The sequence below is a fragment of the Stenotrophomonas genospecies 3 genome (assembly GCF_054473855.1).
In genome coordinates, this window is the sequence record NZ_JBTMUR010000003.1 from 161658 (window position 1) to 178470 (window position 16813).

The following is a 16813-nucleotide window of genomic DNA, read 5'->3' on the forward strand; positions in this document are numbered from 1 at the left end:
AGCTTACAGGGGTGAGGGCGCTTTGCTTGCGAAGTACTGCTTCGCAAGCGCCCGAACGCACAGCCGCCAGCGGCTGGGCCGGGCCCCGGAGGGGGACTTGCAGCGCCCCCTGCGCAGTCCCACCCGCCCGGCCAAGCCCCAAATCAACCGGGCTCTCCGCGACCAACCCAACCCCGCCCCCGCCACGAGGGGCTGCGCCGTTGGCTGAAAATCCATGTAACCGCTTACACGGAAACGGATTTTTGCCGTAACGGGTATCATGACCGGCTGACTTCACACAGGAGCAACCCGCTCATGCGCCGCAAGATCGTCGCCGGAAACTGGAAGCTGCATGGCAGCCGTCAATTCGCCAATGAACTGCTGGGGCAGGTCGCCGCCGGGCTGCCGCTGGAGGGGGTGGACGTGGTGATCCTGCCGCCGCTGCCCTACCTCGGGGAGCTGGTCGAGGACTTCGGCGAGACCGGCCTGGCCTTTGGCGCGCAGGACGTGAGCAGCAACGAGAAGGGCGCCTACACCGGCGAGGTCTGCGCCGCCATGCTGGTCGAGGTCGGCGCCCGCTATGGCCTGGTCGGCCATTCCGAGCGCCGCCAGTACCACCACGAAAGCAGCGAGCTGGTCGCACGCAAGTTCGCCGCCGCCCAGCACGCCGGCCTGGTGCCGGTGCTGTGCGTGGGCGAGACCCTGGAGCAGCGCGAGGCCGGGCAGACCGAAGCGGTCATCGCCGGCCAGCTGGCGCCGGTGCTGGAGCTGGTCGGCGCGGCCGGTTTCGCCAAGGCCGTGGTCGCCTACGAGCCGGTCTGGGCCATCGGTACCGGCCGTACCGCTACCAAGGAGCAGGCACAGCAGGTGCACGCGTTCATCCGTGGCGAAGTCGCGCGTATCGATGCTAGAATCGCTGATTCACTGCCCATTGTTTACGGCGGTAGCGTGAAGCCCGACAATGCCGGGGAACTGTTCGCGCAGCCGGATGTCGATGGTGGGCTGGTCGGCGGCGCCTCCCTGGTGGCCGCGGACTTCCTGGCCATCGCACGGGCGGCGGCCGCGAACTAATCCTAGAAGTTTTGTCCGAGGGCGGTTTCCAATGCTGATGTTGATCCTCAATGTCGTCTACGTGCTGGTCGCTGTGGCCATGATCGCGCTGATCCTGATGCAGCGTGGCTCGGGTGCGGCGGCGGGTTCGGGCTTTGGTGCCGGTGCCTCGGGTACGGTGTTCGGTGCGCGCGGCGCCTCGAACTTCCTGTCCAAGTCGACCAAGTGGCTGGCTGTCGTGTTTTTCGGCATCAGCCTCTTCATGGCCTGGTATGCCGGTCATGGCAGCCGCCCGGCGGCCGACCAGGATCTGGGCCTGATGTCCGCACCGGCGGCAGTCGCTCCGGCGGCTCCGGCGGGTGAACTGCCGGCCGTTCCGAAGGCCGATGCGGTCCCGGCCGCCCCGGTTCCGGCCGCGAATGTGCCGGCTCAGGCGGAATCTTCGGTTTCTGGTGAAGAAAAGCCTTCGGAAGGCTCCCAGAAAGACTGAAGCCGGTTACAATACGCGGCGCATCGGGAAGATAGTCTGATGTGATCGTTTGCCCAGGTGGCGGAATTGGTAGACGCACTACCTTGAGGTGGTAGCGACGCAAGTCGTAGGGGTTCGAGTCCCCTCTTGGGCACCATTTGTAAGTAAAGCGGGTTCGTCTGGCGCGCAAGGCGCCAGGCAGATTCCCGTCCACTCCCCCATGCCAAAGCGCCTGCAGGCGCGGCGGCAGAGGCAAGAGAGAATCGCTGTGCTGGCCGAATATTTGCCGTCTCTGCTGTTTCTGATCGTTGCCACCGGTATCGGCATTACGCTGATGCTGGTTGGTCGATTCCTCGGTCCCCGCCGCCCCGATCTGGAAAAGCTGTCGCCGTACGAGTGCGGCTTCGAGGCCTTCGAAGACGCGCGCATGAAGTTCGACGTGCGCTACTACCTGATCGCGATCCAGTTCATCGTCTTCGACCTGGAAATCATCTTCATCGTGCCGTGGACCCAGGTCTTCATGGAGCTGGGTGCCCGTTCGCTCATCACCATGGGCCTGTTCGTCGGCATGCTGTTCCTCGGTTTCATTTACGTCTGGAAGAAGGGAGCGCTGGAATGGGAGTGATTCAGACTCTCGATGGCCTCATGAACAACCCGTCGCCGGAAGGCCGGGTTGATGACATCCTGCGGCCGGAAGGCGACAACCCGCTGCTGGAAAAGGGCTTCGTCACCACCAGCGTCGACGCACTGCTGAACTGGGCGCGCACCGGCTCGATGTGGCCGATGACCTTCGGCCTGGCCTGCTGCGCGGTCGAGATGATGCACGCCGGCGCCGCGCGCCTGGACCTTGACCGCTACGGCGTGGTGTTCCGTCCGTCGCCGCGTCAGTCCGACGTGATGATCGTGGCCGGCACCTTGGTCAACAAGATGGCCCCGGCGCTGCGCAAGGTCTACGACCAGATGCCGGACCCGAAGTGGGTCATCTCGATGGGTAGCTGCGCCAACGGCGGTGGCTATTACCACTACTCCTATTCTGTGGTGCGCGGCTGTGATCGCGTGGTGCCGGTGGACGTCTACGTCCCGGGCTGCCCGCCGACCGCCGAGGCGCTGGTGTACGGGATCCTGCAGCTGCAGAAGAAGATCTGGCGTACACAGACCATCGCCCGCTGACCCCTTCACCTGACAAGAGCGCGCCAAGCCCCCATGGCAGAGCAAGCATCCTTCATCGACCGACTCTCCGCACGTTTCGCAGGTGCGAAGGTCATCGTGGTCGAACCCCGCGGCGAAGTGACGCTGGAAGTGCCTGCCGCCGAGTGGCACGCCACCGCCCTGGCGCTGCGTGACGAGTTTGGTTTCGAGCAGGCCGTGGATCTCTGCGGCGTCGACTACCTCGGTTATGGCTCCGACGAATGGGACACCGCAGACGTGTCCTCGCAGGGCTTCAGCCGTGGCGTCGAAGGCAAGGCCCAGGGCCGCTTCGCGTGGGGCGAGTTCCCCACCGAGGAAAACGGTGCCGACGGTGCCCGCCCGCAGCACATGCCGACCCAGCGCTTTGCCGTGGTCGCCCAGCTGCGTTCGTACCAGCACAACCTGATGATGCACCTGCGCTGCTTCGCCCCTGACGAAGCGTTGCCGGTAGTGTCCTCGCTGACCGGCATCTGGCCGGGCCTGAACTGGTTCGAGCGCGAAGCGTTCGACCTGTACGGCGTGATCTTCGAAGGCCACCCGGACCTGCGCCGGATCCTGACCGACTACGGTTTCGTCGGCCATCCGTTCCGCAAGGACTTCCCGCTGATCGGCAATGTCGAAGTCCGCTACGACGAAGAAAAGAAGCGCGTGATCTACGAACCGGTCACCTCGGTGGAGCCGCGCGTCGGCGTGCCGCGCGTGATCCGCGACGACGCCCGTCTGCAGACCGCAGAAGGTGAGCGCGCGCAGGAGGCAGTGAAGTGAGCCACGTACACCAGGCCGGCGAAGCCTTCGCCAGCAACGCCGCCGAAAGCCGGCAGGAAATCCGCAACTACACCATGAACTTCGGCCCGCAGCATCCGGCCGCGCACGGTGTGCTGCGCCTGATCCTGGAAATGGACGGCGAAACCATCATGCGCGCCGACCCGCACGTGGGTCTGCTGCACCGTGGTACCGAAAAGCTGGCCGAGTCCAAGCCGTTCAACCAGTCGATCGGCTACATGGATCGCCTGGATTACGTGTCGATGATGTGCAACGAGCACGCCTACGTGCGCGCGATCGAGACCCTGATGGGCATCGAGGCGCCGGAGCGTGCGCAGTACATCCGCACCATGTACGACGAAATCACCCGCATCCTCAACCACCTGATGTGGCTGGGCTCCAACGCGCTCGACCTGGGTGCGATGGCGGTGATGCTGTATGCCTTCCGCGAGCGCGAAGAGCTGATGGACTGCTATGAAGCGGTCTCCGGCGCGCGCATGCACGCGGCGTACTACCGTCCGGGCGGTGTCTACCGCGACCTGCCGGACCACATGCCGAAGTACAAGGAATCGCGCTGGCACAAGGGCAAGGCGCTGAAGCAGCTCAATGCTTCGCGCGAAGGCTCGCTGCTGGACTTCCTGGAGAACTTCACCGTCGAGTTCCCCAAGCGCATCGACGAATACGAAACCCTGCTGACCGACAACCGTATCTGGAAGCAGCGTACCGTCGGCATCGGCGTGGTCACTCCGGAACTGGCCCACCAGTGGGGCATGACCGGCGTGATGCTGCGTGGCTCGGGCATTGCCTGGGACCTTCGCAAGAAGCGCCCGTACGCCAAGTACGATGCCGTCGATTTCGACATCCCCCTGGGCAAGGAAGGCGACTGCTACGACCGCTACCTGGTCCGCGTTGCCGAAATGCGCGAGTCCAACCGCATCATCAAGCAGTGCGTGGCATGGCTGAAAGCCAACCCCGGCCCGGTGATGGTGAAGAACTTCAAGGTTGCTCCGCCCAGGCGCGAGGACATGAAGGACGACATGGAAGCGCTGATCCACCACTTCAAGCTGTTCAGCGAGGGCTACTGCGTGCCGGCCGGCGAGACCTACTCGGCGGTGGAAGCCCCGAAGGGCGAATTCGGCTGCTACCTGGTCTCCGATGGCGCCAACAAGCCGTTCCGCGTGCACCTGCGTGCGCCGGGCTTCGCCCACCTGTCCTCGATCGATTCGGTCGTGCGCGGCCACATGCTGGCCGACGTGGTGGCGATGATCGGTACCTACGACCTGGTGTTCGGCGAGGTTGACCGGTAATGCCGTCCGCCACGCCAACGCCCGCTGCAGGCAGCCGGCGCAAGCCGGCGCCGCAGTTTCTGGAATTTCACGTTATGCATTTCGCTGAGGTCGGCCGATGAAGGCGACAGGTAATTTCGAGGCGGCGCGCGACGTCGACCCGATGGTGGTGCTGAGCGACAAGACCCGCGCTCACATCGATCACTGGCTTTCCAAGTTCCCGCCGGACCGCAAGCGCTCTGCCGTGCTGCAGGGCCTGCATGCGGCCCAGGAGCAGAACCAGGGCTGGCTGACCGACGAACTGATCGCCGGCGTGGCCAAGTACCTCGACCTGCCGCCGGTGTGGGCCTACGAGGTCGCCAGCTTCTACTCGATGTTCGAGACCGAGAAGGTGGGCCGCAACAACGTGGCCATCTGCACCAACATCAGCTGCTGGCTCAATGGCGCCGAGGACATCGTCCGCCATTGCGAGAAGAAGCTGGGCATCAAGCACGGTGAATCGACCCCGGACGGCCGCGTCTACCTCAAGCGCGAGGAAGAGTGCCTGGCCGGTTGTGGCGGCGCGCCGATGATGGTCATCAACGGTCACTACCATGAGCGTCTGACCCTGGAAAAGGTCGACGAGCTGCTGGACGGGCTGGAGTAAGGGCATGGCACATCACCACGAATCCAAGGGTCCGGTCGGCCCCGCGCCGCTGCCGCACCAGGTGGTCTACACCACCCTGCATTACGACACCCCGTGGTCGTACGAAAGCTACCTGAAGACCGGTGGCTACGCCGCCCTGCGCAAGATCCTCGAAGAGAAGATCCCGCCGGAGCAGGTCATCGAGATGGTCAAGGCCTCGGGCCTGCGCGGCCGCGGTGGCGCAGGCTTCCCGACCGGCCTGAAGTGGTCCTTCATGCCCAAGGGCAACATGCAGAAGTACATCCTCTGCAACTCGGACGAATCCGAGCCGGGCACCTGCAAGGATCGCGACATCCTGCGCTACAACCCGCATTCGGTGGTGGAAGGCATGGCGATCGCCTGCTACGCCACCGGTTCGACCGTGGGTTACAACTACCTGCGTGGTGAGTTCCACCACGAGCCGTTCGAGCACTTCGAGCAGGCCCTGGCCGACGCCTATGCGAACGGCTGGCTGGGCAAGAACATCCTCGGCAGCGGCGTGGACATCGACATCTACGGCGCGCTGGGCGCCGGCGCGTACATCTGCGGCGAAGAAACCGCGCTGATGGAATCGCTGGAGGGCAAGAAGGGCCAGCCGCGCTACAAGCCGCCGTTCCCGGCCAATTTCGGCCTGTATGGCAAGCCGTCGACGATCAACAACACCGAAACCTATGGTTCGGTGCCGGCGATCATCCGCAACGGTCCGGAGTGGTTCAAGGGCCTGAGCCTGACCGCCAACGGCGGTCCGAAGTGCTTCTCGGTGTCCGGCTGCGTGCAGAATGGCGGCAACTTCGAAGTGCCGCTGGGCACCAAGTTCCACGACCTGCTGGAAATGGCCGGTGGCCTGCGTCCGGGCCGTACCCTCAAGGGCGCGATCCCGGGCGGCGTGTCGATGCCGGTACTGACCGCGGCCGAGCTGCAGGATCTGCCGATGGACTACGACACCATCCGTGCGCTGGGCTCCGGCCTGGGTTCGGGTGCGATCGTGGTGCTCGACGACAGCGTCTGCTGCGTCAAGTTCGCCTGCCGCATCAGCCAGTTCTTCCACAAGGAATCGTGCGGCCAGTGCACCCCGTGCCGTGAAGGCACCGGCTGGATGCACCGCGTGCTGGAGCGCATCGTCGCCGGCAAGGCCACGATGGAAGACCTGCACCAGCTGAAGGCGGTGGCCGGCCAGATCGAAGGCCACACCATCTGTGCGTTCGGTGAAGCGGCTGCATGGCCCATCCAGGGCTTCCTGCGCCAGTTCTGGGACGAATTCGAGTACTACATCGTCAACGGTCATTCGATGGTTGACGGCAAGAAGGTGGAGGCAGCCGCCGCATGAGCGCGCAACCCGTAAACCCGAACGTGCCACCGGATCACGTGACCATCGAAATCGATGGCAAGTCGCTGGTCGTGCCCAAGGGTTCGATGATCATCCAGGCGGCCGACAAGGCCGGCATTTCGATTCCGCGCTTCTGCTACCACGAGAAGCTGCCGATCGCCGCCAACTGCCGCATGTGCCTGGTGGACGTGGAAAAGTCGCCGAAGCCGGCGCCGGCCTGCGCCACCCCGGTGATGGATGGCATGAAGGTCGCCACCCGCAGCGAGAAGGCACTGAAGTTCCAGCGCTCGGTGATGGAGTTCCTGCTCATCAACCACCCGCTGGACTGCCCGATCTGCGATCAGGGCGGCGAGTGCGAGCTGCAGGACGTGTCGCTGGGCTATGGCCGTTCGGTCAGCCGCTTCAACGAGCGCAAGCGCGTGGTGCCGGACGAGGACATGGGCCCGCTGGTCGCCACCGAGATGACCCGCTGCATCCAGTGCACCCGCTGCGTCCGCTTCACCGCCGACGTTGCCGGTACCTACGAGCTGGGTGGCATGTACCGCGGTGAGAACCTGCAGATCGGTACCTTCGACGGCAAGCCGCTGACCACCGAGCTGTCCGGCAATGTCGTCGACGTCTGCCCGGTCGGCGCACTGACCAACAAGGTGTTCCAGTTCCGCGCCCGCCCGTGGGAACTGACCGCGCGCGAATCGCTGGGTTACCACGACGCGATGGGCTCGAACCTGTTCCTGCACGTGCGTCGCGGCGAAGTGCTGCGCACCGTGCCGCGCGACAACGAAGCGGTGAACGAGTGCTGGCTGTCCGACCGTGACCGCTACTCGCACCAGGGCCTGTACAGCGAAGACCGTGCGGTCAAGCCGCTGCGCAAGGTCAATGGCGAGTGGAAGGAAGTGAGCTGGGCCGAAGGCCTGGCCGCGGCCGCCGAGATCCTCAAGGCCAACCAGGGCGACAACCTGGGCGTGCTGGTGCACCCGTCCACCTCGAACGAGGAAGGCGCGCTGCTGGCCCGCCTGGCCAAGGGCCTGGGCTCGAGCAACATCGACCACCGCATCAACAACCGCGATTTCTCAGACGCCGCAACCGCCGAAGTGTTCGGCCTGCCGCTCGCCGAGATCGAAGGCGCCGACCGCATAGTCGTTCTGGGCAGCAACATCCGCCAAGAACTGCCGCTGCTGCACGCTCGCCTGCGCAAGGCGCAGACCACCAACGGCGCGAAGATCCACGTCGTCAACCCGGTGGACTTCGACTTCGCCTTCAGCATCGCCGGCAAGCAGATCGTCGCGCCGTCGAAGTTCGTCGACGCGCTGGCCAACGCCGAGCTGCGTTCGGCCGTGCAGGGCGGCAACAACACCGTGCTGATCGTTGGTGGCATCGCCGAAAACCATCCGCAGGCTGCCGCGATCCGCGCCGCCGCGCGTGACTTCGCCGCTGCGACCGGTGCCAAGCTGTGCCGCATCCCGCAGGGTGCCAACGCCGTTGGCCTGACCCGCGCAGGCGTGCTGCCGGCCGGCAAGGACGTCGCCGCAATGCTGGCGCAGCCGCGCCAGGCCTACGTGGTGTACGGCCTGGAGCCGGGTCTGGACTTTGCCGACGCTCCCGCCGCGCGCAAGGCGCTGGTCGGCGCCAAGGTGGTGGCCTTCAGCCAGTTCGCCTGCGTCTCCACCCGCGACGTTGCCGACGTGATCCTGCCGATCGGTGCGCTGCCGGAAATCGACGCCACCCTGACCAACCTCGATGGTCGCGAGCAGTCGGCCCGTGCCGGCGGCAAGCTGCCGGGCGAGGCCCGTGAGGGCTGGCGCGTGCTGCGCGCCCTGGGCGGTGAGCTGGCGGCAGCCGGTTTCGACTTCACCGACCTGGCCGGCCTGCGCGCCAGCCTGGCCCCGGTGTCGGTCGCCGTTGCCGCCTCGGCACAGCCGGTGGTTGCCGGTGAAGGCCTGGAAGTGGCTTCGACCGCCGCGATCTACCGCACCGATGCGGTGGTCCGTCGCGCCCCGGCGCTGCAGTCGCATCCGCTCAACAACGCCCCGCGCATCGTGCTGAACGCTGAAGATGCCGCTCGCCTGCAGCTGCAGGAAGGGCAGATGGCCAAGGTCGGCACCGATGCCGGCAAGGCCACCCTGCCGGTGGTGGTCGACGCCCGCGTCGCTGCGGGGTCGGTCTGGATTGAATCGGGCCACGGCGCGACCGCGCCGCTGGGTGCCGCTCGCGTAACGGTGGTGGCTGCATGAACGAATTGCTGTTGAACGCGGTCGATCCGCTGCACCAGTGGCTGCTTGGCCTTGGTGACATCGGCGCGCTGATCTGGATCATCCTGAAGATCCTGGTGATCACCGTTCCGGTGATCATCTCGGTGGCCTTCTACGTGGTCTGGGAACGCAAGCTGATCGGCTGGATGCACGTCCGCCACGGCCCGATGTACGTGGGCATGGGCATCTTCCAGGCCTTCGCCGACGTCTTCAAGCTGCTGTTCAAGGAAGTGGTCCAGCCGAGCAGCGCCAACAAGGCGATCTACCTGCTGGCCCCGCTGATCACCCTGGCTCCGGCCTTCGCGGCCTGGTCGGTGGTCCCCTTCGATTCGCAGATCGTGCTGTCCAACGCCAACGCCGGCCTGCTGTACCTGCTGGCGATGACCTCGCTGGGCATCTACGGCATCATCCTGGCCGGTTGGGCATCCAACTCGAAGTATGCGTTCCTGGGTGCGATGCGCGCCTCGGCGCAGATGATCAGCTACGAAATCGCCATGGGCTTCGCCCTGGTCGGCGTGATGATCGCGTCGGGCAGCCTGAACCTGAGCAACATCGTGATGGCGCAGGCCGGCAATTCCGGTTTCTTCGACTGGTTCCTGCTGCCGCTGTTCCCGCTGTTCGTCATCTACTGGGTGTCGGGCGTTGCCGAAACCAACCGCGCGCCGTTCGACGTGGTGGAAGGTGAATCGGAAATCGTCGCTGGCCACATGGTCGAGTACTCGGGCGGTGCGTTCGCGCTGTTCTTCCTGGCCGAATACGCCAACATGATCCTGATCAGCTTCCTGATCTCGATCTTCTTCCTCGGCGGCTGGCTGAGCCCCATCCAGGGCTGGGTCAACTTCGGCGACGTCTCGCCGCTGGTCGACTGGATCTGGAAGGGCGGTGCACCGTGGCTGTTCGTCAAGGTGTTCTTCTTCGCCAGTGCCTACATCTGGTTCCGTGCCAGCTTCCCGCGCTTCCGCTATGACCAGATCATGCGCCTGGGCTGGAAGGTCTTCATCCCGCTGGCCATTCTGTGGATCGCGGTTACCGCCGTCATGGTGTTCTTCGGCGTGATTCAAAAGGGCGTCTAAGTGATGAACAGGATTACCCATTACTTCAAGAGCCTGCTGCTGCTCGAACTGCTGGGCGGCCTTTGGCTGACGCTGAAGTACAGCTTCAAGCCCAAGTACACGATGATGTACCCGATGGAGAAGTTCCCGCAGTCGCCGCGCTTCCGTGGCCTGCACGCCCTGCGCCGTTACCCCAACGGTGAAGAGCGCTGCATCGCCTGCAAGCTGTGCGAAGCGGTGTGCCCTGCATTGGCCATCACCATCGACTCGGCCAAGCGCGAGGACGGCACCCGCCGTACCACGCGCTATGACATCGATCTGTTCAAGTGCATCTTCTGCGGCTTCTGCGAAGAAAGCTGCCCGGTGGACTCGATCGTCGAAACCCACATCCTCGAGTATCACTTCGAGAATCGTGGCGAAAACATCGTTACCAAGCCGCAGCTGCTGGCCCTGGGCGACCGTCTCGAGTCCGAGATCGCCGAGCGTCGCGCCGCCGATGCCGCTTACCGCTGAGGTCGAGAGATGGATTGGGTAAATATCGCTTTCTGGGTGTTCGCCATCGCGGCAACGGTTTCGGCCGGTGCGGTGATCAGCGTGCGCAACCCGGTTCACGCCGTGCTCTGCCTGGTGCTGACCTTCTTCTCCATTGCCTGCGTGTGGCTGCTGGTCGGCGCCGAGTTCCTCGGCGTGGCGCTGGTGCTGGTCTACGTCGGCGCGGTGATGGTGCTGTTCCTGTTCGTGGTGATGATGCTCGACATCGACCCCACCAAGCTGCGTGAGGGCTGGGTCCGCTACCTGCCGGTCGGTCTCATTGTTGCCGTGGCGATGCTGGTGCAGATGCTGATCCTGATCGGCGTGAAGGGCAGGGCGGTCAACCCGTTCCCGGCCGATAACGCCGCCGCGGTCGCTGCCGACAGCTCCAACGTCACCTGGCTGGCGCGTACGCTGTTCACCGAGTACCTGCTGCCGTTCGAGTTCGCCGCCGTCATCCTGACCGTGGCCGTGGTTGCCGCCGTGATGCTGACCCTGCGCCGCCGTACCGGCGTGAAGAGCCAGAACCCGGGCGAGCAGACCATGGTCAAGGCCGGCCAGCGCCTGCGCATGGTCAAGATGGGCGCCGAAGCGCCGGTCGTGCACAGCAACAGCAAGCCGGCCGCCGGCGAGGAGACCCAGCCGTGATTACCCTTGGCCACATCCTTGCGCTGGGCGCGGTGCTGTTCGCCATCAGCCTGGCCGGCATCTTCCTCAACCGGAAGAACGTCATCGTCCTGCTGATGTCGATCGAACTGATGCTGCTGTCGGTGAACATCAACTTCGTCGGCTTCTCGCGTCAGCTGGGCGATCCGTCCGGCCAGCTGTTCGTGTTCTTCATCCTGACCGTCGCCGCCGCGGAAGCCGCCATCGGCCTGGCGATCCTGGTGACCCTGTTCCGTACCCGCCGCACGATCAATGTCGGCGAAGTCGATTCGTTGAAGGGCTGATCCACAGATGGAAATCACTCTCTCCAAGAGTCTGTTGATCGCAGTGGTGCTTGCACCGCTGTTCGGCAGCATCATCGCCGGCCTGTTCGGTCGCCAGGTCAAGCGCTTCGGCGCGCAGACCATCACCATCCTCGGCGTCGCGGTTGCCTGCGGCCTGTCGATGTACACGCTCTACCAGTTGCTGTGGGGCGGTGCGCAGCCGTTCAACCAGAACATCTACACGTTCTTCGAAGTCGGCCAGTACTCGGCTCACGTCGGTTTCATGGTCGACAAGCTGACCGCGATGATGATGGTGGTGGTGACCTTCGTGTCGCTGCTGGTCCACATCTACACGATCGGCTACATGCAGGACGATCCGGGCTACCAGCGGTTCTTCAGCTACATCTCGCTGTTCACCTTCTCGATGCTCACCCTGGTGATGAGCAACAACTTCCTGCAGCTGTTCTTCGGCTGGGAAGCGGTGGGCCTGGTGTCGTACCTGCTGATCGGCTTCTGGTTCAAGCGCCCGACTGCGATCTTCGCCAACATGAAGGCGTTCCTGGTCAATCGCGTTGGTGACTTCGGCTTCCTGCTCGGTATCGCCGGCGTGCTGTGGGTGTTCGGCACCCTGGACTACTCGCAGGTGTTCTCGCAGGCCGGCATGCTGGCTGACCCGCGCGCCCAGCTGCAGATCTGGGACGGCACCATGTTCGGCATGCAGCTGCTGAACGAGCCGGTGATCTGGTCGATCGCCACCGTCATCTGCATCTGCCTGTTCATCGGTGCGATGGGCAAGTCGGCCCAGGTCCCGCTGCACGTGTGGCTGCCGGACTCGATGGAAGGCCCGACCCCGATCTCGGCACTGATCCACGCCGCGACGATGGTGACCGCCGGTATCTTCATGGTCACCCGCATGTCGCCGCTGTTCGAGCTGTCGCAGACCGCGCTGAACTTCATCCTGTTCATCGGTGCCACCACCGCGTTCTTCACCGGCCTGATCGGCATCGTGCAGAACGACATCAAGCGCGTCGTCGCGTACTCCACGCTGTCGCAGCTGGGCTACATGACCGTGGCCTTGGGCGTGTCCGCCTACTCGGCCGCCGTGTTCCACCTGATGACCCACGCCTTCTTCAAGGCGCTGCTGTTCCTGGGTGCCGGCTCGGTCATCATCGCGATGCACCACGAGCAGGACATGCGCAAGATGGGCGGCCTGCGCAAGTACATGCCGATCACCTTCGTCACCATGTGGATCGGTACCCTGGCCCTGGTCGGTACGCCGTTCTTCTCCGGCTTCTACTCGAAGGACACCATCATCGAGGCGGCCGAGATCCACGCCCACATGCAGAACAGCTGGGTGGCCACCTATGGCTACTGGGCAGTGCTGGGTGGCGTGCTGGTGACCAGCTTCTACAGCTTCCGCCTGCTGTTCATGACCTTCCACGGCAAGGAGCGTTTCCGCGACGCGCACGACGATCATGGCCACGGCCATGACGATCACCACGCCGCCGATGCCCACCATGGCGATGCCCATGACGACCACGGCCATGGCCACGGTCCGCATGAACCGCATGAAACCCCGTGGGTGGTGACCCTGCCGCTGATCCTGCTGGCCATCCCGTCGATCGCCATCGGTTTCTTCAGCATCGGTCCGATGCTGCACGGCACCGACTGGGCCGGCAACCATGCGCACGAGGCGATCAAGGGCCAGGCGCAGACGTTCTTCACCGGCATCGTCGACTTCTACGATCCGGCCAAGAACACCGTCGCGTTCCTGGGTGAAGAGTTCCATGGCCCGGTCGCGTTCGCGCTGCACGGCATGATGCTGCCGCCGTTCTGGCTGACCCTGGCGGGCTTCCTGCTGGCTGCGCTGTTCTACCTGTGGAAGCCGGACCTCTCGGGCAAGGCACGCAAGACCTTCGCCCCGATCGTTTCGGTGCTGGAAAACAAGTACGGCTTCGACAAGCTGTGGATCGATGGCTTTGCCGGTGGCAGCGTCAAGCTGGGCAAGGTCTCGCGCTGGATCGACAGCAACATCGTCGACGGCGTGGTCAATCTCTCGGCACGTGTTGTGGACGTTGCAGCCGGCGTGCTGCGTCGTACCCAATCCGGTTTCCTCTATCACTACGCCTTCGCGATGATCATCGGCCTGATTGCCCTGCTGGGCGTGCTGATGCATTACCTGCGTTGATGACCTGTACGGAATAAGAAGACGTGTCGAACTGGCCTCTACTCAGTGTCCTCATCTGGCTGCCGATCATCGGTGGCGCCCTGATCCTTGCGATCCGTGATGCACAGACTGCCCGCTGGGCGTCGCTGGGCGTCGCGGTGCTCACCTTCGTTGCAAGCCTCTCGCTGCTGAGCGGCTACAACGCGGGCATCGACGGCCTGCAGTTCGTCGAGACCCATGCCTGGATCCCGGCGTACAAGATCGGCTACAACCTGGGCGTGGACGGCATTGCCGTGGCGCTGATCCTGCTGACCACCCTGGTCAGCGTGCTTGCCCTGATCGGCGCCTGGAGCGCCATCGACAAGCGCGTCAACCAGTACGTGGCGGCCTTCCTGATCCTGGAAGGCGTCACCGTCGGCATCTTCGCCGCGACGGACGCGATGCTGTTCTACGTGTTCTTCGAAGCCATGCTGATCCCGATGTTCCTGATCATCGGTGTCTGGGGCGGCCCGCGTCGCATCTACGCCGCGCTGAAGTTCTTCCTGTACACCTTCCTCGGCTCGGTGCTGATGCTGGTGGCGCTGATCTACCTGTACATGAAGGGCGGCAGCTTCCAGCTGGCCGACCTGTACGCGCTGCCGCTGTCGGCCAAGGAACAGACCTGGATCTTCTTCGCCTTCCTGATCGCCTTCGCGGTCAAGGTGCCGATGTTCCCGGTCCACACCTGGCTGCCGGATGCCCACGTGGAAGCGCCGACCGCCGGTTCGGTGATCCTGGCCGCCATCGCCCTGAAGATCGGTGGCTACGGCTTCCTGCGCTTCAACCTGCCGATCGTCCCGGACGCGTCGCAGGAATGGGCGTGGCTGGTGATCGCGCTGTCGCTGATCGCGGTGATCTACGTCGGCCTGGTCGCCCTGGTGCAGGACGACATGAAGAAGCTGATCGCCTATTCGTCGATCGCGCACATGGGCTTCGTCACCCTGGGCACGTTCATTGCCCTGTGGCTGGTGCGTGAAGCCGGCAACGCCGATGCCGCCCGCCTGGGACTGCAGGGCGCCATGGTGCAGATGATCTCGCACGGCTTCGTGTCGGGCGCGATGTTCTCCTGCGTCGGCGTGCTGTACGACCGCATGCACAGCCGCCGCATCGCCGATTACGGCGGCGTGGTCAACGTGATGCCGTGGTTCGCCACCTTCGCCATGCTGTTCTTCATGGCCAACGCGGGCCTGCCGGGTACCAGTGGTTTCGTCGGCGAGTTCATGGTCATCCTGTCGGCCTTCCAGCGTAATCCGTGGATCGCGCTGGGCGCGGCCACCACCCTGATCATCGGCGCCGCCTACACCCTGTGGCTGTACAAGCGCATCTTCTTCGGCGAAGTGGCCAACAGCCACGTTGCCGAACTGAAGGACATCAACGGCCGCGAATGGCTGGTGCTGGGCGTGTTCGCCATCGGCGTGCTGGCCCTGGGCATCTACCCCAAGCCGCTGACCGACCTGATGGAGCCCTCGATCGCGAAGCTGGCGATGCAGATCGCATCCAGCAAGCTGCTGTAATTCCAGGATTTGATGATGACCACCTCGCCGCTGCTGCCATTGACCGCCGCTGACCTGCCACCGCTCGCTCCCGAGCTGGTGCTGATCGGCAGCGCCTTCGCCCTGATGATCCTCGACCTGTTCGTCAGCAACCGGAACAAGATCGTCACCCACCTGTTCTCGCTCGCTGCGCTGGCCGTGGTGCTGTTCATGCTGGCCACCGGCGTGGGCGGGCAGGGGGAGGTCTTCCATGGCATGTTCGTGCGCGATACCGCCGCGGACGTGATGAAGACCGGGATCGTGCTGCTCAGCGGCCTGACCCTGGTCTACGGCTGGCGCTACCTGCGCGACCGCAATCTGTTCCAGGGCGAGATCCCGGTACTGATCCTGTTCGGCACCGCCGGCATGATGATCCTGGTCTCGGCCGGCAGCCTGCTGATGGTCTACCTGGGCCTGGAACTGCTGGCGCTGTGCTCCTACGCGCTGGTTGCCAGCAACCGTGAGAACGGCCTGGCCTCGGAAGCGGCGATGAAGTACATCGTGCTGGGTTCGCTGGCTTCTGGCCTGCTGCTGTACGGCATGTCGCTGATCTACGGCGCCACCGGCAGCCTCCACCTGGACGTCATCCGCGAGGCCATCCCGCACTCGGAAGAGCGCGTGCTGCTGATCACCGGTGCGGTGTTCATGATCGCCGGCGTCGCCTTCAAGCTGGGTGCCGCGCCGTTCCACATGTGGCTGCCGGACGTGTACCAGGGTGCCCCGGCACCGATCGCACTGTTCATCAGCTCGGCGCCGAAGCTGGCCGCCTTCGGCATGGCCTACCGCCTGCTGGAAATGGGCGTGGGCCCGCTGTCGACCGAACTGCAGCTGCTGATCGCCGGCCTGGCCGCGGTCTCGCTGGTCATCGGCAACCTGATGGCCATCGCGCAGAGCAACCTCAAGCGCATGCTGGCGTTCTCCACCGTCTCGCACATCGGCTTCCTGCTGATGGGCATCGCCGGTGGTGGCGCGCAGGGCTATGCCGCCGCGCTGTTCTACGCACTGGCCTACGCCATCATGTCCACCGCCGCCTTCGGCGCGATCATCGCGCTGTCGCGTGCCGGTTTCGAAGCCGAGAACATCGAGGACTTCAAGGGCCTCAATGCCCGCAACCCGTGGATGGCCGGCCTGGTGCTGTGCATCATGGCGTCGCTGGCCGGCATCCCGCCGTTCCTGGGCTTCTGGACCAAGCTGGCGGTGCTGGGCGCGGCCGTCAACGGCGGCCTGCTGTGGCTGGCCATCCTCGGCGTGCTGTGTGCCGTGGTCGGCTGCTTCTACTACCTGCGCGTCATCAAGGTCATGTACTTCGATGAGCCGGTGGGCGAGGCCATGCCGCGCAGCAACGACCGCGTGCTGGGCCTGGTGCTGGGCGTGAACGCGCTGGCGCTGCTGGCGCTGGGCCTGGCTTGGAACCCGATCATGGTCTGGTGCCAGCAGGCATTTGCGCATCTTGCATAAAAGTTGACACAAAGCTGCGCGATTCGTGTAATATGCGCAGCCTGAGTTGTCACTGCAGCGGTTCAGCCAGAACATCGTTGCGGTAGTCCTCCTCGAAAGAGAGCAGGGCAGCAGTTCAAACACTTCCGGTG

At 64.5% G+C, this 16813-nt stretch carries 16 protein-coding genes and 1 tRNA gene; all 17 read left to right on the forward strand.

The features are described from left to right. The first annotated feature begins 294 nt into the window (after positions 1 to 294). The 17 genes from tpiA to nuoN all read left to right on the forward strand — a co-directional run bounded on the left by tpiA (position 295) and on the right by nuoN (position 16682). The gene (gene tpiA, locus ACX9OT_RS05560) at positions 295 to 1050 is read left to right on the forward strand and encodes a triose-phosphate isomerase (protein ID WP_032128643.1); all 756 of its coding nucleotides are present in this window, start codon (positions 295 to 297) and stop codon (positions 1048 to 1050) included. A 31-nt stretch (positions 1051 to 1081) separates the two neighbouring features. Continuing rightward, complete coding sequence (gene secG / locus ACX9OT_RS05565; RefSeq protein ID WP_010486424.1) at positions 1082 to 1519, forward strand: preprotein translocase subunit SecG; 438 nt, start codon at positions 1082 to 1084, stop codon at positions 1517 to 1519. Positions 1520 to 1570: 51 nt separating this feature from the next. After that, positions 1571 to 1655: transfer RNA gene (locus ACX9OT_RS05570), tRNA-Leu, on the forward strand. Between the two features lie 111 nt (positions 1656 to 1766). Next, a complete protein-coding gene (locus tag ACX9OT_RS05575) occupies positions 1767 to 2123 on the forward strand; it encodes an NADH-quinone oxidoreductase subunit A (RefSeq protein ID WP_008265012.1) in 357 nt (118 codons plus the stop codon). Then, a complete protein-coding gene (locus tag ACX9OT_RS05580; protein ID WP_005417936.1) occupies positions 2114 to 2668 on the forward strand; it encodes a NuoB/complex I 20 kDa subunit family protein in 555 nt (184 codons plus the stop codon). The genes ACX9OT_RS05575 and ACX9OT_RS05580 overlap by 10 nt, the downstream gene beginning before the upstream one ends. Before the next feature lie 33 nt (positions 2669 to 2701). Next, on the forward strand, positions 2702 to 3451 hold the full coding sequence (locus ACX9OT_RS05585; protein WP_005410462.1) for an NADH-quinone oxidoreductase subunit C: 750 nt from the start codon (positions 2702 to 2704) through the stop codon (positions 3449 to 3451). After that, positions 3448 to 4755, forward strand: a complete 1308-nt coding sequence (locus ACX9OT_RS05590; RefSeq protein ID WP_005417935.1) for an NADH-quinone oxidoreductase subunit D — start codon at positions 3448 to 3450, stop codon at positions 4753 to 4755. Before ACX9OT_RS05585 ends, ACX9OT_RS05590 begins: the two co-directional genes overlap by 4 nt. A 97-nt stretch (positions 4756 to 4852) precedes the next feature. After that, the gene (gene nuoE, locus ACX9OT_RS05595; RefSeq protein ID WP_005410460.1) at positions 4853 to 5380 is read left to right on the forward strand and encodes an NADH-quinone oxidoreductase subunit NuoE; all 528 of its coding nucleotides are present in this window, start codon (positions 4853 to 4855) and stop codon (positions 5378 to 5380) included. A 4-nt stretch (positions 5381 to 5384) separates the two neighbouring features. Beyond that, positions 5385 to 6725: an NADH-quinone oxidoreductase subunit NuoF gene (nuoF, locus tag ACX9OT_RS05600; RefSeq protein ID WP_071229139.1), complete on the forward strand. Its 1341-nt coding sequence runs from the start codon at positions 5385 to 5387 to the stop codon at positions 6723 to 6725. After that, a complete protein-coding gene (nuoG, locus tag ACX9OT_RS05605; protein ID WP_459001338.1) occupies positions 6722 to 8956 on the forward strand; it encodes an NADH-quinone oxidoreductase subunit NuoG in 2235 nt (744 codons plus the stop codon). Before nuoF ends, nuoG begins: the two co-directional genes overlap by 4 nt. Further along, positions 8953 to 10047: an NADH-quinone oxidoreductase subunit NuoH gene (gene nuoH / locus ACX9OT_RS05610; protein ID WP_006381129.1), complete on the forward strand. Its 1095-nt coding sequence runs from the start codon at positions 8953 to 8955 to the stop codon at positions 10045 to 10047. The genes nuoG and nuoH overlap by 4 nt, the downstream gene beginning before the upstream one ends. Before the next feature lie 3 nt (positions 10048 to 10050). Beyond that, a complete protein-coding gene (gene nuoI / locus ACX9OT_RS05615) occupies positions 10051 to 10539 on the forward strand; it encodes an NADH-quinone oxidoreductase subunit NuoI (protein WP_006381128.1) in 489 nt (162 codons plus the stop codon). Positions 10540 to 10548: 9 nt separating this feature from the next. After that, positions 10549 to 11205: an NADH-quinone oxidoreductase subunit J gene (locus ACX9OT_RS05620; protein WP_032128645.1), complete on the forward strand. Its 657-nt coding sequence runs from the start codon at positions 10549 to 10551 to the stop codon at positions 11203 to 11205. After that, positions 11202 to 11507: an NADH-quinone oxidoreductase subunit NuoK gene (gene nuoK / locus ACX9OT_RS05625; RefSeq protein ID WP_005417921.1), complete on the forward strand. Its 306-nt coding sequence runs from the start codon at positions 11202 to 11204 to the stop codon at positions 11505 to 11507. The genes ACX9OT_RS05620 and nuoK overlap by 4 nt, the downstream gene beginning before the upstream one ends. Positions 11508 to 11514: 7 nt before the next feature. Continuing rightward, complete coding sequence (nuoL, locus tag ACX9OT_RS05630; RefSeq protein ID WP_071229141.1) at positions 11515 to 13674, forward strand: NADH-quinone oxidoreductase subunit L; 2160 nt, start codon at positions 11515 to 11517, stop codon at positions 13672 to 13674. A gap of 23 nt (positions 13675 to 13697) precedes the next feature. Further along, positions 13698 to 15206: an NADH-quinone oxidoreductase subunit M gene (locus tag ACX9OT_RS05635; protein ID WP_005410452.1), complete on the forward strand. Its 1509-nt coding sequence runs from the start codon at positions 13698 to 13700 to the stop codon at positions 15204 to 15206. Positions 15207 to 15221: 15 nt separating this feature from the next. After that, a complete protein-coding gene (nuoN, locus tag ACX9OT_RS05640; protein WP_049423844.1) occupies positions 15222 to 16682 on the forward strand; it encodes an NADH-quinone oxidoreductase subunit NuoN in 1461 nt (486 codons plus the stop codon). The last annotated feature ends 131 nt before the right edge of the window (positions 16683 to 16813 follow it).

Bases quoted from the DNA above. Each gene is read 5' to 3' on its own strand.
- ACX9OT_RS05580 (WP_005417936.1), top strand. From the start codon at position 2,114: ATGGGAGTGATTCAGACTCTCGATGGCCTCATGAACAACCCGTCGCCG.
- ACX9OT_RS05585 (WP_005410462.1), top strand. From the start codon at position 2,702: ATGGCAGAGCAAGCATCCTTCATCGACCGACTCTCCGCACGTTTCGCA.
- nuoF (WP_071229139.1), top strand. From the start codon at position 5,385: ATGGCACATCACCACGAATCCAAGGGTCCGGTCGGCCCCGCGCCGCTG.
- secG (WP_010486424.1), top strand. From the start codon at position 1,082: ATGCTGATGTTGATCCTCAATGTCGTCTACGTGCTGGTCGCTGTGGCC.
- nuoL (WP_071229141.1), top strand. From the start codon at position 11,515: ATGGAAATCACTCTCTCCAAGAGTCTGTTGATCGCAGTGGTGCTTGCA.
- nuoN (WP_049423844.1), top strand. From the start codon at position 15,222: ATGACCACCTCGCCGCTGCTGCCATTGACCGCCGCTGACCTGCCACCG.
- nuoI (WP_006381128.1), top strand. From the start codon at position 10,051: ATGAACAGGATTACCCATTACTTCAAGAGCCTGCTGCTGCTCGAACTG.
- nuoG (WP_459001338.1), top strand. From the start codon at position 6,722: ATGAGCGCGCAACCCGTAAACCCGAACGTGCCACCGGATCACGTGACC.
- nuoH (WP_006381129.1), top strand. From the start codon at position 8,953: ATGAACGAATTGCTGTTGAACGCGGTCGATCCGCTGCACCAGTGGCTG.
- ACX9OT_RS05620 (WP_032128645.1), top strand. From the start codon at position 10,549: ATGGATTGGGTAAATATCGCTTTCTGGGTGTTCGCCATCGCGGCAACG.
- nuoE (WP_005410460.1), top strand. From the start codon at position 4,853: ATGAAGGCGACAGGTAATTTCGAGGCGGCGCGCGACGTCGACCCGATG.
- tpiA (WP_032128643.1), top strand. From the start codon at position 295: ATGCGCCGCAAGATCGTCGCCGGAAACTGGAAGCTGCATGGCAGCCGT.